The organism is Vibrio sp. TRT 17S01, assembly GCF_050113695.1.
GTDB lineage: Bacteria > Pseudomonadota > Gammaproteobacteria > Enterobacterales > Vibrionaceae > Vibrio.
Genome location: NZ_JBNJOG010000007.1, coordinates 119,904 through 135,618 on the forward strand (window position 1 = coordinate 119,904; position 15,715 = coordinate 135,618).

Annotated in this window: 15 protein-coding genes; 10 read left to right on the forward strand and 5 right to left on the reverse strand. The window is 35.4% G+C overall.

Annotated elements, in window-relative coordinates:
- Window positions 1–8 precede the first annotated feature (8 nt).
- The 7 genes from rfbA to ACQEXS_RS12885 are packed head-to-tail and all read left to right on the forward strand — an operon-like array spanning window position 9 to window position 7,951.
- Window positions 9–884: a glucose-1-phosphate thymidylyltransferase RfbA gene (gene rfbA / locus ACQEXS_RS12855; RefSeq protein ID WP_427014095.1), complete on the forward strand. Its 876-nt coding sequence runs from the start codon at window positions 9–11 to the stop codon at window positions 882–884.
- A complete protein-coding gene (locus ACQEXS_RS12860; protein ID WP_427014096.1) occupies window positions 885–2,333 on the forward strand; it encodes a lipopolysaccharide biosynthesis protein in 1,449 nt (482 codons plus the stop codon).
- Entirely contained in the window at window positions 2,326–3,447 is a 1,122-nt protein-coding gene (locus tag ACQEXS_RS12865; RefSeq protein WP_427014097.1) for a TDP-N-acetylfucosamine:lipid II N-acetylfucosaminyltransferase, read from the forward strand. Before ACQEXS_RS12860 ends, ACQEXS_RS12865 begins: the two co-directional genes overlap by 8 nt.
- Window positions 3,386–4,675, forward strand: coding sequence for a nucleotide sugar dehydrogenase (locus ACQEXS_RS12870; RefSeq protein ID WP_427014098.1), 1,290 nt, complete (start codon window positions 3,386–3,388; stop codon window positions 4,673–4,675). Before ACQEXS_RS12865 ends, ACQEXS_RS12870 begins: the two co-directional genes overlap by 62 nt.
- The gene (locus ACQEXS_RS12875; RefSeq protein ID WP_427014099.1) at window positions 4,672–5,613 is read left to right on the forward strand and encodes a glycosyltransferase family 2 protein; all 942 of its coding nucleotides are present in this window, start codon (window positions 4,672–4,674) and stop codon (window positions 5,611–5,613) included. Before ACQEXS_RS12870 ends, ACQEXS_RS12875 begins: the two co-directional genes overlap by 4 nt.
- Window positions 5,610–6,785 carry a hypothetical protein gene (locus ACQEXS_RS12880; protein WP_427014100.1) on the forward strand — a complete coding sequence of 392 codons (1,176 nt, stop codon included), beginning with the start codon at window positions 5,610–5,612 and terminating at the stop codon, window positions 6,783–6,785. Before ACQEXS_RS12875 ends, ACQEXS_RS12880 begins: the two co-directional genes overlap by 4 nt.
- The gene (locus ACQEXS_RS12885) at window positions 6,782–7,951 is read left to right on the forward strand and encodes a hypothetical protein (RefSeq protein WP_427014101.1); all 1,170 of its coding nucleotides are present in this window, start codon (window positions 6,782–6,784) and stop codon (window positions 7,949–7,951) included. The genes ACQEXS_RS12880 and ACQEXS_RS12885 overlap by 4 nt, the downstream gene beginning before the upstream one ends.
- 40 nt (window positions 7,952–7,991) lie before the next feature.
- Here the strand turns inward: ACQEXS_RS12885 and wecA are convergent, their stop codons facing one another.
- The 3 genes from wecA to ACQEXS_RS12900 all read right to left on the reverse strand — a co-directional run bounded on the left by wecA (window position 7,992) and on the right by ACQEXS_RS12900 (window position 10,966).
- The gene (gene wecA, locus ACQEXS_RS12890) at window positions 7,992–9,050 is read right to left on the reverse strand and encodes a UDP-N-acetylglucosamine--undecaprenyl-phosphate N-acetylglucosaminephosphotransferase (RefSeq protein ID WP_427014102.1); all 1,059 of its coding nucleotides are present in this window, start codon (window positions 9,048–9,050) and stop codon (window positions 7,992–7,994) included.
- A gap of 59 nt (window positions 9,051–9,109) precedes the next feature.
- Entirely contained in the window at window positions 9,110–10,450 is a 1,341-nt protein-coding gene (pssA, locus tag ACQEXS_RS12895) for a CDP-diacylglycerol--serine O-phosphatidyltransferase (protein WP_427014103.1), read from the reverse strand.
- An 81-nt stretch (window positions 10,451–10,531) separates the two neighbouring features.
- Window positions 10,532–10,966, reverse strand: coding sequence for a GNAT family N-acetyltransferase (locus ACQEXS_RS12900; RefSeq protein WP_427014104.1), 435 nt, complete (start codon window positions 10,964–10,966; stop codon window positions 10,532–10,534).
- A gap of 59 nt (window positions 10,967–11,025) precedes the next feature.
- Here ACQEXS_RS12900 and murB point away from each other — a divergent pair, with 59 nt between their 5' ends.
- Window positions 11,026–12,072, forward strand: a complete 1,047-nt coding sequence (gene murB, locus ACQEXS_RS12905; RefSeq protein WP_427014105.1) for a UDP-N-acetylmuramate dehydrogenase — start codon at window positions 11,026–11,028, stop codon at window positions 12,070–12,072.
- Window positions 12,069–13,028: a bifunctional biotin--[acetyl-CoA-carboxylase] ligase/biotin operon repressor BirA gene (birA, locus tag ACQEXS_RS12910; RefSeq protein WP_427014106.1), complete on the forward strand. Its 960-nt coding sequence runs from the start codon at window positions 12,069–12,071 to the stop codon at window positions 13,026–13,028. Before murB ends, birA begins: the two co-directional genes overlap by 4 nt.
- Window positions 13,029–13,041: 13 nt before the next feature.
- Here the strand turns inward: birA and ACQEXS_RS12915 are convergent, their stop codons facing one another.
- Together ACQEXS_RS12915 and ACQEXS_RS12920 are read right to left on the reverse strand one after the other, a co-directional pair.
- Window positions 13,042–13,386 (reverse strand): DUF3135 domain-containing protein, encoded by a 345-nt coding sequence (locus ACQEXS_RS12915; protein WP_427014107.1) that lies wholly within the window; start codon window positions 13,384–13,386, stop codon window positions 13,042–13,044.
- A 183-nt stretch (window positions 13,387–13,569) separates the two neighbouring features.
- Window positions 13,570–14,187: a helix-turn-helix transcriptional regulator gene (locus ACQEXS_RS12920; RefSeq protein WP_427014108.1), complete on the reverse strand. Its 618-nt coding sequence runs from the start codon at window positions 14,185–14,187 to the stop codon at window positions 13,570–13,572.
- Between the two features lie 216 nt (window positions 14,188–14,403).
- Here ACQEXS_RS12920 and ACQEXS_RS12925 point away from each other — a divergent pair, with 216 nt between their 5' ends.
- A complete protein-coding gene (locus tag ACQEXS_RS12925) occupies window positions 14,404–15,546 on the forward strand; it encodes an LPS O-antigen chain length determinant protein WzzB (protein ID WP_427014109.1) in 1,143 nt (380 codons plus the stop codon).
- Window positions 15,547–15,715 lie beyond the last annotated feature (169 nt).

The window sequence follows — 15,715 nt, forward strand, 5'->3', positions numbered from 1 at the left end:
AACAGTACATGAAAGGTATTATTTTAGCGGGCGGTTCAGGTACCCGTTTATACCCAATTACTATGGGTGTATCTAAGCAGCTTCTTCCTGTTTATGATAAGCCTATGATTTATTATCCATTATCTGTGCTAATGCTAGCAGGTATTCGAGATATATTGGTTATAACTACTCCTGATGATCAAGAAAGTTTTGAGCGATTATTGGGTGATGGAAGTCAGTTTGGTATTAATTTAGTTTATAAAGAACAACCTAGTCCTGATGGCTTAGCTCAAGCGTTTATTATTGGTGAGGAATTTATCGGTAATGATTCAGTTTGTTTGGTTTTGGGTGATAATATTTTTTATGGTCAAGGTTTTTCGCCAAAATTAAAGCAAGCGGTAGACAATGCTAACAATGGACAAGGTGCTACGGTTTTTGGTTATCAGGTAAAAGATCCTGAGCGTTTTGGAGTTGTAGAATTTGATAGAAATCGTAAAGCGATTTCTATTGAAGAAAAGCCGGTAATACCTAAGAGTAATTTTGCTGTTACTGGTTTGTATTTTTATGACAATCAAGTTGTTAGTTTGGCAAAACAAGTTAAACCTTCAGAACGTGGTGAATTAGAGATAACAGAACTTAATGAAATGTATTTAAAAGCGAATAAGCTTAATGTTGAAATGCTCGGCAGGGGATTTGCCTGGCTAGATACAGGTACATATGAAAGTCTGTTAGAAGCCGCACAATTTGTTGAAACTATCGAAAAACGTCAAGGTTACAAAATAGCATGTTTAGAAGAAATTGCTTTGAATTGGGGTTGGTTAAACAGAAATGATATTATGGCTATTGCATCGAATTTCTCCAAAAATGATTATGGTCATTATTTAAAAAATTTGGTTACTGAATAGATGGGGACACTGAATAAAAAAGCACTCGTTGGACTAAAGTGGAGTGCTTTAGAACGACTTTTGACACAATCAATACAACTACTAGTTATGCTCATGTTGGCTCGCATACTTGGACCGGAAACATTTGGTTTGGTTGGTATGTTATCAATTTTGATAGTTGTTAGTAATGTATTAGTCGATAGTGGTCTGAGCTCTGCTTTAATTAGGGAGCAATCTAGAAGTGAAAGCGATTATGCAACAGTATTTTATGCGAGCTTGACATTTTCTATCGTCTGCTATCTGATTTTATATTTTTCAGCAGAGCCAATATCCAATTTTTATTCACAACCCAAGCTTGAATCTCTAGTAAAAGTTTTAGCGATAACGATTATCATTGATTCAGTTACAATTGTGCATAAAGCTAAACTAAGCATTGAACTAGATTTTAGAACACAAGCAAAAGTTTCTCTTATCTCAGTGACACTTAGTGGCTTCATGGGCATTCTATTCGCTAACTATGGTTTTGGAGTCTGGTCTCTAGTTGTCCAGAATATATCAAGCTCTTTTTTTAGTATGTTTATACTTAATTGTATAGTCCCGTGGAGGCCTAAGTTTCAATTTAACATGGAGTCTTTTAGTAGACTTTTCAAGTTTGGATACAAGTTACTATTAGCTGATCTAATAAATGCGATATACCAGAATATATACCAGTTGTTAATTGGTAAGGTTTTTGATGCTAAAAGTGTAGGGATCTTCACACAATCTAATCAAATATCTCGAATGCCATCAGTAGCACTTACAATGATTGTGCAAAAAGTAACATTTCCTTACTTTTCAAAACTACAACATGATAAAGGTCTGAATAAGTTATACTTTATTGTTATTAAATTAACTGCTTCCTTAGTGTTTCCAACTTTAATTGGGTTAAGCATTCTTTCCGACAATCTAGTATCGTTAGTGCTAGGAGACGTCTGGCAAGAGTCAAGTGCTCTGATTTCTATTATTTCCATAGGTATGATGTTATATCCAATTCACGCTATTAATTTGAACTATCTAAAGGTTAAAGGGCGTTCAGACATAATACTTCGTGCTGAAATCATAAAAAAAATAATTATGACAATAATACTAATTATTACAATTAGATTTGGGGTTTTTGGGATTTGTTTAGGAATGATGATACAAAGCTATATTTCACTCTTTATAAATATATACTATAGTGCGTCCGTCGGCAGTTTGACATTGCGTGAACAGCTGTTGCCTCTTACATCTATCTGGGTAGCTTCGATTTTTAGTTTTATTTTGGGTAAAGAATTTTCGTTATGGTTCACTAATGATGATGTCTTCGTTGTAATTTCGACTCTTTTTGTTTCACTTCCCATTTATATAATGGTTGTGTTGATTTTTAATAGAGATTTATACTCGATTCTTCGCAATTTTCTAAGTAGTAAAAAAGGCTCTGTTTATGACTGAAAGATTAAAGGTACTACATATTATTGTTGATGACAAGTTCACTAATTCTCTCGTCAAGTTTTTTTCTTTTCATAAAGAGTTTGATTGCCATTATGCAATCTTTGCTGAGAGTGATTTTAATTGTACCTATCTAAGTAAAGATATTATAAAAAAAATTAATCTTGCCTTCCTTAATAATAGAAATATAGACAAGAATTATTTCGAGCAATACTCATATATATTTATCCATTCTTTGAAAAAAGTCCATGTTAATTTTATTAATAGAAATCCAAATTTAAATTTTGTTTGGATTGGAATGGGTTTCGATTATTATGATCTTGTTTCGATAGATTTGTATGAAGGTTACTCCAAAAATTTCTTGGATACCTATACAGAAAGATTAAAAGTTATGCTTGGTTACAAATGTTATAGTATTTACAGAAAAAAGCGTGCAATCGAAAAGATATCTTATTTTTCACCAGTCCTAAGTAATGAGTTTGAGCTCATATCAAACGAATTTGAACACCTTAAAAGATTAACTTTTAATTATGGTGGAACTGCGGGATTTATTGATGAGGTTCATAGGATTAACGAAAATGCAGCAGATTTATTATTAGGTAATTCGGCGGACCCTTCAAATAATCATTATGAGGCACTTAAGAAACTTAATGATATTAAATTTAAAGGAAAAATATATATTCCTTTGTCCTATGGTAATGAGAAATACAAAAAAAGTTTAATAAATGAGTTAGTTAACTTTGACCTAAATATCATTGTCCTGGAAGATTTTCTCTCAAGGGAAGAATACTTTACTATACTAAAAAGTTGTAGATATGTCATAATGAATCACAAACGCCAACAAGGCGCTGGTAATGTTGTTACTATGTTATCGATGGGGGCGGAAGTGTATCTAAACTGTAACAGTTTACTGTATTCGTTTTTATTAGATCAAGGTGTAGTTGTCTTTGAGACTCTAGATATCAATGAACAAGTATTTCCTAGATCTATGTCTAACTCGGAAAGAGTCAATAACCGAAAGGTGATAAAGAAGTTATTTGGAAGTAAGACGATTAATGCTAACATTAGAAATATTGGCATTGCTCTTAGAAAGAAATATAAAGTTTCAAATTGGTGAAATAATGGAAAGTATTTATAATAAGAAAGTTGCAGTGATAGGGCTTGGTTATGTTGGACTTCCTTTAGCCGTTGAGTTTGGGAAAGAGTATTCCACAATAGGATTTGATATCAATAAGTTAAGAGTAGCGGAATTAAAAGAGTCGGTTGATAATACTTTAGAATGTACTACCGATGAAATTAATAGCTCTAAACATTTGTCATTTACTTCTGACTTAAAAGATCTTGCTGAATCTAATATATATATAGTAACAGTCCCTACCCCAATTGATAAACATAAACAACCTGATCTCAGCCCATTGATTAATGCGTCAAAAATGATTTCAAGCGTTATTTGTAAAGGTGATATTGTAATATATGAATCGACAGTATATCCTGGGGCGACTGAAGAGGTTTGTGTCCCTGTTATTGAAGAGATATCTGGCCTTTCTTTCAACGAAGATTTTTTTGTTGGATATAGTCCTGAAAGAATAAATCCTGGAGATAAGGTTAATCGCTTAATTAATATTAAAAAAGTCACATCAGGATCTGATGCTAAAACAGCAGCTATTGTAGATGATTTGTATTCATCAATTATAAAAGCTGGCACATTTAAAGCCTCATCTATCAAAATCGCGGAAGCTTCTAAAATTATTGAAAATACCCAACGTGATGTGAATATTGCATTAATGAATGAGTTCTCTATGATTTTCGATAAATTGGGTATAGACACCAAAGAAGTCATCGAAGCGGCTTCAACTAAATGGAACTTCATAAAATTAACTCCAGGTTTAGTTGGTGGTCATTGTATAGGGGTAGACCCATATTACTTAGTTCATAAGTCAGAGTCAGTTGGGCATATTCCTGATATAATGAAATCTGCGCGTCAAATTAATGACTCTATGGCTTCCTATAAAGCCAGTTCATTTGTCAAAAAAATGATTCTCAACAAAATTGATGTTTCAAATTCAAAAGTACTGGTCTTAGGTATTACATTTAAACCTGATTGCCCGGATATACGAAATACAAAAATTGTGGATTTGGTAAGTGAATTTGAGTCGTATGGTATTGATGTCTCGGTTTATGATCCTCACGCAAACGCAGCAGAGGTTATGAATGAGTATTCAGTAGCTCTAGTTGATGAAGACAGTTTATCTCAATCCTTTGACGTTATAATACAAGCAGTTAATCATTCTGAATTTCTTGAGTATAACTTCCAAAAATCTAGTAGTTTGTACCTTTCCATATGATTAGTGTTATTGTTCCATACTTCAACGACTCCCCTCGGATTCATAAGTGTCTAACTAGCATCTTAGAACAAGACTTTTTGCCTTCAGAAATTATTTTAGTGGATGATTTTTCTGACGATAGTGATGTTTTGTTAGATATTATTGATACTCTCGATTTTGGAGCAATAAAATTTACTTATCTCAGAAACTCTCAAAATATGAATGGGGCTTTCAGTCGAAATCGAGCTTTGGATAGTTTGTCGGTACACTCAGAGTATTGCTGTTTCTTGGATGCGGATGATTTTTGGGACACATCTTATCTTAAACAGTGTATTTCATCCATAGGTGAGTGTGATTTTATTTATTCATCATCAATTAGATTATCTAATGATGGAGAGTTTTTGTCTCAGAATTTTCCTTCCAATATCAATTCTCTTGGTAATCCGTTTGATCTAGTTGCTTTGAGGCCACCTATTATAAACACTTTCTTTTTTAAAAGGAACGTAGCATCTACTATTAGATTTGATGAAAAATTAAAGCGTCATCAAGACTACCAATATCTTATCGAAGTAATTATTTCTGGCTTTGAGATACAAAGAATGACATTTTGTAGTGCGTATTATTTCGAGTCACATAGACCAAAATCACAACGTATAAATTATGATTCTATGTTGTTATTTTGGGATGAATATAGACATCTAATAACAAAGGATATATTAGATAAAAAGTTATTGTGGTCTATTATCCCTGTTTTACCTAAACATTATATTGTATCAAGAGAATATGATTGTATCAATGAAATAGATCATATAGATATATATAGAATATTCTTTAGATTAAATTCGGTTTTAATAAAAAAAACATTTTCAGCCATAATATTGACTTTGAAATATCAAGATTTTTCGTTTTTAGATACTTTTTCTTTTAAAAAACTACTTAAAAAATACTTATTATCATGAGTGAGTCTTTTTTTTATAAGAATATTTCTTTTTTTATAGTGCCAATTTTTATATTGGCACCATTTATCAATTTATCTTTTTACTTTATTGTCGCATTGATAGTTTCTTTTCTTTTATATAAGAAACCAATAATTAATTATGTTATTTCAACTTATACTATTGTAATCGTATCTTTTATTTCTTTCTCTGTAGATAATTATTCAGATATAGTCGCCTATAAAGAATTATTTAGTAAGTTTATAGTCGAAGATTTTGGATTATTCGATTATAAAGGAGAATTTTTTATTGTAGCATGGGCAAAAATCTTACATAGTTTAGGTTTTTCCTCTGAGCAAGCTTATTTTTCTTTAGTAATGTTATCTTTTTTTCTTTTGATGAATATATGCTACTCATTGGGAAAAAGATGGTTTCTTGTTATTTTTCTTTTAGTTATATTTGGTGATGTTATTAGGATGACCCCTTTTGCATTACGTCAAAATTTGGCAACTCTATTTGTTTTATGGTTTTTTATGAAGAGCAGGAAAATATATTATTTGATTCCTTCTCTAACTATACACTTAACCTCATTTTTTTATGTTACAATATTACCAGCACTCACTACGAGGTTTGTTTATAGAAATTATTTTCTTATCTTATTAGTTATGTTTGTTTCATATAGTTTGTTGCGACTAGAAAATATTATTTATGTTGGTGAACTATTGAAATCTTTTTATGGGACTGCTTGGAAGTTAGAATATTATATCTCTATGTCTAGAGAAAAAACCGAATTATATATTAGCTTGACAAATAAAATTGTAGCTTTAATGAATATATCATTGCTTTTTTATTTAGTCAGAAAGCATGATATATTAATGATTAATGTCAAAATAGTTATGTTGTTTTTACTTAGTGCTACATTATTTTTTCTTACATCAAACATCCCCGCCCTACCTACACGAGTAGGTTACTTGTATCTAATGTATATGCCATTACTTACTCCTATTTATCTTAAAGTAGTACTTTCTAAACATGTACATATAATAATAAAAATGATTTCTATAGTGTTAATTTCATTTTTTGTCATTAAAGCGTTTAGCTTTATTATTAAAAATGAGCTTTCTTTACTCACGTTTGGGATTGCAAACAACAACTTATTAAGTTCTAGTATTCAACAATTAATGGGTTTCTTATGATAAAAGTTGCTTTCGAAGTATCTGATAATTATTCACAACATAATCATTTTTTACCTCTTGCTAAAACGCTAATTCAAGACGTAGATTTTTGTGTTTCGTTTTATACTACTGATAAGGAAATTGCAAAGACATTTTATCAGTCAGATTTAGGAACAGAAAAGGTCATTTTTCTAAGAGACTCATTTCAAAGTGAAGTTAAAAAAAGAGCACTTACTATTTTAAAGCGTATTAATTTCAAACAACTTACAGTGTTAAGTCAAAAGCTTTATGGACGTTTTAAAGTCAAAAAATTAGAATCTTATAATGGATTCTATAAAGCTAACCTAAAATACTTTAATGACTTTGATTATATATTTACCACTGAATTGAAAGGTTGTAGTGAGGTAAAAACTTTACTAAAGCCGAAATTAGTTTGGTTGCTTCATGGGTTGTGTGCTAATCAATACTCATTAACTAAAGATTGGTCTCCAGATATTTTAGTTTGCGCACAAAAAAATCTTGATGATTATTTAGCTAAAACAAATTATATTAAAGAGAACTCAAAAATTTTTGATCGTTATTATCTTAAATTTGAAGCTGTATCTTCACTAGACTCTGATGATTTTTCGGGATTTCTAAACGATAATCATACATTCGTCTATAATCCTCATTGGGATGCAAAGTCTTCATTTGCAAGTTGGTTTTCTCATGGTTTAGAAATACTTCGAATATTTAAACTTCGAGATGATATCAATCTTATTTTTGCTCCTCATATAAATATAGATAGATACTCTATGCTTGGAGATATATCTGAATTTTATCAATGTAATAATATTCATATAGATATTAACTCTCATTCCTTAGTAAATGGTACATACTTTAAGTATTGTGACACATATATTGGAGAACAAAGTAGTCAATTCTTTGAATATAGTTCTTTTAGAGATATTTCAGCCATTTTCTTAAACTTGAAGAACATCTCTTTAACCAGAGAATTATCATATTGGTCAAGCGGAGACGTTTGTACCTGCATTAGGAATTTAGAAAATTTAATTGATTTCCATTCGTCAGGTAATGCAAAACTGGTTGATAGGAATATAGTCTTTAAACCTATTGAATTAAACCAATCAGAAGCGTTAATGAAAGATATAATTTTAGACTTTTATGATGCCAATAATATTAATTAAATTATTTTTAATTCTATTAGTATTTATATTGGTACGTATATTAATATAGCTTTCTTTTTAATAATGAAGTCAATTTCCAAATATTACTCAGGATAAAAAAGTAAACTATGAAGAAGATTAAAAAAGCATAGAACATATAATATTCTGAAATGCCAGAAATTTCTGAATATATGCCAATTGAAGCAAATATAGTTGCTATTACACAGATAAAAACTAGTGTTTGTATGGAGCTTAATCCAATACGCTGAAATATATGATGTAGATGTTCTCTATCTGGTTTAAAAGGCGAATGCCCACGACGAATGCGTCGAATCATTATCGCGGCCATATCCATTAGGGGGACAGCAATTAGCCAGAGTGCGGTAACTGGTCGTAATGGTGGGTTGCTTCCATTTTGACTCGAAAGTAGTAACAGCCAAATAACGCTAAAACCAATTAGCATGCTGCCAGCATCGCCCATAAAGACTTTTCGTTTTCTACCAAAAAAACCTAAATTTAGAAGTATATAAGGAATTATTGTTACTATAAGTACTAAACAAACGTATGCTAAATTAAACTGCCCGTCATAAGCTAACATAATCCCTAGTCCACCAAACGTAACAATGGATAAGCCTCCTAGCAGTCCATCAATACCATCAACCATATTAAAGGCATTAATTGCTCCTACAACTGCTAATATGGTAACAAAGTACCCAAACCAACCTAATGTGATAATTTCTCCAGTTCCTAATACATCGCCTATCGTATTAAGTTCAATTCCACCCAACATCATCATTGCAACAGATAGAGCTGCTTGGACTGCAAATCTTAGTTTAAAGCTCAAATCATATTTGTCATCCAGAGCTCCTATGCTAACAAGAACCATTATACATGCAGCATACAAAGGTGTATTTGGTAGAATATTTGGATTATTAAATAGGAAGTAAATAATTGATATACAAATTGATATTCCACCTACCAAAGGAATCGCACCATTGTGAAGCTTTCTTTCATTTGGCCTATCTACTAAACCGAATTTTTTGGCTACCTTCCGCATTGTAAAAGTTGTAGCTAATGAAAAGAAGAATAAGAAAGATAAATCTACAAAAGGAATTAACACGTTCAAGCCTAGCTGTTTTATTATTGGGAGTATATTTGGAGTGCAATTGGTAAATTGTATTACAAAATTTGTTTCAAAACCCGATCTGCCTTCACTCGCGTGATCTTACGCATCAGCTTTTGGACCACCTCAGGATAATCTTCCACCTTTTCTAGTTGTTTGTATGTACAGATGAGTTGAGTATGTTGCAGAATATTCTCTACTTCTTGTTCGAACTGTTTAGTTAGGTGATGGTAGTGATCTTGAATGAGAATAGCGTTCTCTAAATCAAGTTTCCATGCACGTGGGTTTAGATTATTGCCAGTGATCAGCATGTATCGTTTATCTACCCAAATCCCTTTTAAGTGAAAGCTATTTTCATCGTGTTTCCAGAGATGGATAGAGAGCTTTCGTGCAGCAATATTTGCTTCATTCACTTTGGCAAACTGGCGAAGGTTGCGTTCGTAAAGGTACGGCAATCCGCCGATGGTTTTAAATTCTTCTTCGGGAGAAATATAAAAGTCATTCGCGGTTTTATCACCAACAACAATGGTAACTTTTACACCACGTTTTATCGCTTTTTTTACTTCCTTTGCCACTGGTTTTGGGAAGTTAAAATATGGAGTACAAATGAAGACTTCATCTTTTGCCAATGCAATAAGCTGAGCGATGCCTTGGTTTAATCGGTTACGTTTTCGCCCTAGGCCAACAATTGGAGTAACGGCGACTTGATCTGGACTGATGCTTTCTGACGTAAACTGATAGGACGCTTTTGCTAGCGCCGCACGGAACTGGCGAATATCCGCTTTAATTTCTTTGGTTTCAGGCTTTGCTGGGCAGGCAAGGTTATTTACTGCTGGGTGAGCAACCATTTGCTCCTGAATAAATTGCACCATGCTATTAGCTAAAGAGGCATTGCGTAGCGAATGATAGCGATCAAAGCGGTATTTTTCTTTGTAGTTCAGGTAGATATTATTGAGGCTTGCACCACTGTATATTACCTGATCATCTATAATAAAGCCTTTTAAATGCAGCACACCAAACACTTCTCGACCACGAACCGGAATCCCATAAACAGGAACTGTATGTTGGTAGCGCTCAGAGAATTCTTTGTACATCGATGCGTTTGTTTTAGATGCCTCAACACCGATTAGGCCACGTTGTGCGCGGTGCCAATCAACGCATACATTAATATCTAAACCAGGATTACGCTGCTTAGCTTCGTAAAGCTCGGTCAATATTTCTCGACCGGCTTCGTCATCTTCAAGATAAAGTGCAACAAGGTAAATTCGTTTGCTGGCTTCTCGAATCGCTTGTATTAAGCGAGTTCTGAAATCTGACGCAGCGTACAACGTCTCAAATTGCGCGGGATCTTGCGCTAGAGTTGGAAGTTGTTCGAATAAGTTCCTATTGCTGATCATGGTGGGTGAATTACCTTAACTAAAAGAGGACATCGGATATTAGCAAATCTAAACGGCCGTTTACCAGAAAAGCTGTGAATTTCAGGGATTCTGCTGCTGAAAATGCATTGGAATGAGACTTTTTCCACCGTTTATATAGCGATTAAAGAGTTGTTTGAGGTGGTGTGGTAGCGCCTCGCTATCAATCGTATGAAATCCATGCTGTTGATAAAAAGCCTCTAGGTGAGCATAAGCAAAGCAGTATGTTCTCTCATTCAAAATAGTGTTGCGACAATGGTTCATGAGCAGATGTCCAATACCGGTACCTCGATGCGTTGGCACAACGAGCATTCCAGTTAACAGTTGTAGTTGTTCTAGAGGACGAAACCGAACCACTGCAACAATCATATTGTTTTCATACCCTACAATAGTCACTTCATTTTTTTTCGCTTTTGCTGAAGGGTAGTGCGTTTTATAAACTCGTGCGACTAGTGGAAGTTTTATTGGCTCTAGTGTCTGAAAGGTCAGCTTACTCATTCTCATTGGGCGACTATCTATTGTAGAATGAAGCCAGTTTAAATGACTTGATAAAACTGATGCAAACTCTCACTCAGGCCAGTTTGGCACCTTTCCACACTTTTTCTATCGAACAAACTTGTGATTATTTGATGGAAGTGTCTTCTATTGACGAACTTAAAGCGGCATTTCAGAACCCTGAATGGCTCACTATTCCGAAGCTTGTATTAGGAAAAGGGAGCAATATGTTGTTTACCCAGCACTTCGAAGGCGTTGTGTTGCTAAATCGCCTGTTGGGTAAATCTGTTGAAGAGTCCGAAACGCATTGGAAACTGCATATTTCGGCTGGGGAAGATTGGCCTTCTTTCGTTCAGTGGTGTGTTGAGAAAGGTTACAATGGTTTAGAAAATTTGGCGCTAATTCCTGGCTGTGTCGGTTCTGCACCCATCCAAAACATAGGTGCTTATGGGGTGGAATTACAAGATGTGTGTGAGTATGTGGATGTATTGTGCCTCGAGTCTTATCAGATCATTCGATTGAATGCTGAAGAGTGTGAGTTTGGCTATCGCGATTCAATTTTTAAGCATCGACTCTATCAAAAAGCCGTGATTGTTGCTGTTGGTTTTAGTTTATCCAAAAGCTGGAATGCGAGTGTCCAATATGGCCCGCTTAAGTCTTTTAAGCAAAATACGGTGACCGCGCGAGAGGTGTTTGAACGTGTCTGCCAGATCCGCCAAGACAAATTGCCAGATCCATCAGTAAACGGAAATGCCGGAAGCTTTTTTAAAAACCCGATTGTGGGAGAGTCGCACTATCAACGTCTTGCTCAACAATATCCAGATATTGTTGCCTATCCTGTTGCAAACGGCACGAAGCTAGCAGCAGGTTGGTTGATAGATCAATGTGGCTTAAAAGGAGAAATGTGTGGTGGGGCGCAGGTACACCCGAAGCAGGCATTGGTCATTGTCAATAAGTCGCAAGCAATTGCAGAGGATGTGGTCAGTCTAGCGGCTCTAGTTAGACAGCGAGTACTGGATAAATTCGGTGTGGAGTTGGAACATGAAGTGCGCTTTATGGGGGCAACACATGAGACAAGCTTAGAGCGCATTTTAGGTAAGCTACTATGAAAGATCACAAGACTAAGCTGAGCTTACTCAAAGCTCTTTCCCAAGGTGGCTTTCACTCAGGTGAAGATCTCGGGGCAGAGCTTGGCATTTCTCGGGCGGCAGTTAGCAAACATATCAAGGGAATACAAGCTTGGGGTGTGGATGTCTTTCGCGTTCAGGGCAAAGGTTATCAATTAGCTGAGCCCCTGCAGTTACTGGATGAATATACTCTACGAAATGGTGTTAATAAGCCACTCAGTCTTATACCGATCATTGACTCAACAAATCAGTACTTGTTGGAAAGAGTGGATGAGCTTGAATCGGGCTCGGTTTGTCTAGCAGAATACCAAGCTAAAGGGAGAGGACGGCGTGGCCGAGAATGGGTGTCGCCGTTTGGTTCGAACTTATATCTCTCAATGTTTTGGCGCTTAGATGCTGGTATGGCAGCAGCAATGGGATTAAGCCTTGTTGTTGGTGTTGCGATTGTAGAAGCGTTGCAACAACAAGGCATCGAAGGCATAAAATTAAAGTGGCCCAATGATCTCTATTTTCAAGATCGAAAGTTAGCGGGGATTTTGGTTGAAATGTCTGGTCAAGCTGGCGGAGCTGCAAACTTAGTCATCGGAATGGGGATGAATTTAAAGATGCAGCAGAATACGTCGGGGATCACCCAACCATGGGCTAGCCTCAGTGAAGTGCTTGAAGAAAAAGAACTCGATCGCAATCAGCTTGCTATTTCAATGATTAATACACTTCAGATTGCTCTTGAAGATTATGAAGCCAAGGGAATGTCTGGTTTTGTTGAGCGCTGGAATCGGCTTGATAATTTTCTAGGAAGAAAAGTTAAGCTTATTATGGGTACACGCGAAGTTGTTGGCATTGAGCGCGGGATCAATGAGCAAGGAGCCGTGTTATTAGAAACAGAGACTGGGGTAGAGGCATATATCGGTGGTGAAATTTCACTACGCCAAAGCTGATTCTATTTGGTGGCTAACGCCAATGATGCTCTTTAGGTTTAAAGGGAATAATGTCAGCAGCTTCACACTCCTCCTGAAGTACATCACCATCTAAAGCACATCGAAAGCGGCCGATTTGTGCGGAAAGCTCCTGCATTAAAACAATATTGGTGTGGTTAGGGTTTTTACAGTGACTAACCACTCTATCGATGTGGCTTTGCTGGGCCCATAACCTGTCTTGCATTTCCTTAGATGCAGATAAAATCATCTCCTCACACATGTCCTTTTTAAATTGCTCAAAGGCTGCGGGATTGTGCTCAGCAAGTTCCATTAGTTCATCAAATGATGGCAGGGTTTGAGTTAATGGTGTCACACTCATAGCTGATTCCTTACATCCGGGTGATTAATTTATCAACAAGCTACTATAAGGATAAGAGATAAAATAGAGCAAAGTTTGAACGAAAATGACCTTTCTCAAATTTGAGAAATCTATTTTGCGTGTGGAATAATGGGATCGAATTACTTATTTTAGATTTCTTAAATAGAATCAGAGAGGTAATGATTAGAGGAGCAAAATTGAGTAGCTACAACGGCGCTCCCCTTCAATAATATGTTCGGTTCTGGTGATAGTGCATTCTTTACCTAATAGTTTTTGAAAAACATTTAACTCAGATTGGCATAGGCTTGGACATCGTTTTGCCGCTTTACAAATGGGACAGTGATTTTCAATCAACAGATAGCCATTCTCTGTCTTTTCAAGCTCAGCCATATAACCTTCTTGCTCTCGCAGTGATACTAAAACTTGCAATTTATCTTCGAAGTTAGGGTTATCAGCGATCGCTTTTTGGTATTGTTCAAGAGTTTGGGCTTCCCGTTCTGCCGTTACCTTAGCAACCCCTTCTTTGCCAAATACAGACTCGATGGCATCAATCACTTGAATGGTAAGCTCACCATGACGATCAGCAAACTGAGCATGGCCTTTCTGGGTTAAAGACCAATGGCGGGTTGGACGGCCGACTTTTACTTTCACATCATGAAAAGCGAGAATGCCATCGTCTTCAAGGCCCTGCAGGTGCTGACGAGCCCCCATAGTCGTCATTGATAGCTCTTCCGCTAACTGTTTTGCGGTAATGGCACCATCGCGTTTAATGGTTTGTAGTATCCTATCGACTGTTTTCATCACTTCCCTCTTTTATTGTCGTTATTATGTCGGAACAAGTTTATAAAGCAAAGAATTTACTATGTTGAACTTTATGGCTGATCAATTGACTTCGTCTTTTGATAACACTTTTTCGCAAAAATCTTCGCTAGTGTCAGTTTTGACTATGCTAAACTGTTGAGCAATGAAATTGAGTACTTGGTGTCAGCCAAGGTTAGTGATGTTAAAGGATAAAAAGTGAGCAACTCTACTCAGCAAGTAACCAATCAAAATTACCCAGAAATGCCACAAAACTTCCACCAAGGTGACGAAATTGATTTGCGTGAGTTATTTATTGAGCTTTGGAAAGGGAAATGGATCATTGTATTGTCAATCTTTATCTTTGCTATTGGGGCTGTCATTTATGCACTCCAAGCTCAAGAGTGGTGGAGTTCAAAAGCAAAAATTACTCAACCTCAGCTACAAGATATAGCTGCTTATCAGCAACAAGTGAAACAGTTTCAGCCAGTATTCGATATTTATCAAGAAGATGGCACGATATTAGTAAGTGAAGAACTCAATGATTTAACCAATACACACGAGTTGTTTAAGCGTTTTATTGATGGTTTTAATTCAAGTAATAATAAGAAGTCTTTTTTGGATACAAGTTCAGAGTTTCAAATATTTAAACACCAATTAAAAGAAAGTACTGTAGGCAAGGAAGATGTGGAGAAAGAAGCAAATCGTAAGCTGTATGCAGAATGGTTCCAAAGAATCGTTGCAAATGTGGAAAATAAGAAAGTTGTTGGTTCTCCATATAATGTCAGTTTTCAATCTACAACAAAAGAAAGTAGTTTCATTATGCTTTCCAAATATATTGAGATTATTCAAACAAAAGCTCGTAATGATGCTCTTAATAACCTCGAAGCGATAATTACTGCTAAGAAAAATGAGCTTGTGCAACAAAAACGAATTTTAATCTCTCAGGCGAAAAATCGTTTGTCAGTGGAAGTGGAACGTTCGAAGTACGCATTAGACATAGCTAAGGCAGCTGAAGTGAACCAACCAATTCAAACCAGTTCCATTCAGGAAATTTTTTCGATTGATTTAGGAACTAAAGCGTTAGCAGCGAAAGTAAAAGCGCTAGAGTCAGTGAAAAATTTGAGTGTTATTGAACCTCGTTTACAACAAATCGATGCCAAACTTGATATGCTAAACGACTTGAAAGTTGATCGTTCAATTGAGTTCCAAACTTTCCGCTTCTTGGAAAATGTCGAACAGCCAATATCTCGTGACAAACCTAAACGCGCTCTTATTGTCGTCCTAGGTACACTTCTTGGAGGTATGTTGGGTGTGGCAATCGTGCTAGTACGTTTTGCATTTCGACGTGAGGAAGATTAAGCATATAAACATATCAAGTTAAAGGGCTCTCTACAGAGCCCTTTTTTATTCTACTTTTTCGTTATCCACCTCACAAAAAAAAATGCTTTTGCCCTTGGGATCAACCTTTTTACCCCTCATATAGGTATCACAAGGCCTTATTGGCTGTTATCAAATCAAACATGGAAAC

Bases quoted from the DNA above. Each gene is read 5' to 3' on its own strand.
- ACQEXS_RS12885 (WP_427014101.1), top strand. From the start codon at position 6,782: ATGATAAAAGTTGCTTTCGAAGTATCTGATAATTATTCACAACATAAT.
- murB (WP_427014105.1), top strand. From the start codon at position 11,026: ATGCAAACTCTCACTCAGGCCAGTTTGGCACCTTTCCACACTTTTTCT.
- ACQEXS_RS12915 (WP_427014107.1), bottom strand. From the start codon at position 13,386: ATGAGTGTGACACCATTAACTCAAACCCTGCCATCATTTGATGAACTA.
- ACQEXS_RS12875 (WP_427014099.1), top strand. From the start codon at position 4,672: ATGATTAGTGTTATTGTTCCATACTTCAACGACTCCCCTCGGATTCAT.
- birA (WP_427014106.1), top strand. From the start codon at position 12,069: ATGAAAGATCACAAGACTAAGCTGAGCTTACTCAAAGCTCTTTCCCAA.
- ACQEXS_RS12900 (WP_427014104.1), bottom strand. From the start codon at position 10,966: ATGAGTAAGCTGACCTTTCAGACACTAGAGCCAATAAAACTTCCACTA.
- rfbA (WP_427014095.1), top strand. From the start codon at position 9: ATGAAAGGTATTATTTTAGCGGGCGGTTCAGGTACCCGTTTATACCCA.
- ACQEXS_RS12880 (WP_427014100.1), top strand. From the start codon at position 5,610: ATGAGTGAGTCTTTTTTTTATAAGAATATTTCTTTTTTTATAGTGCCA.
- ACQEXS_RS12870 (WP_427014098.1), top strand. From the start codon at position 3,386: ATGCTAACATTAGAAATATTGGCATTGCTCTTAGAAAGAAATATAAAG.
- pssA (WP_427014103.1), bottom strand. From the start codon at position 10,450: ATGATCAGCAATAGGAACTTATTCGAACAACTTCCAACTCTAGCGCAA.
- ACQEXS_RS12860 (WP_427014096.1), top strand. From the start codon at position 885: ATGGGGACACTGAATAAAAAAGCACTCGTTGGACTAAAGTGGAGTGCT.
- ACQEXS_RS12920 (WP_427014108.1), bottom strand. From the start codon at position 14,187: ATGAAAACAGTCGATAGGATACTACAAACCATTAAACGCGATGGTGCC.
- ACQEXS_RS12865 (WP_427014097.1), top strand. From the start codon at position 2,326: ATGACTGAAAGATTAAAGGTACTACATATTATTGTTGATGACAAGTTC.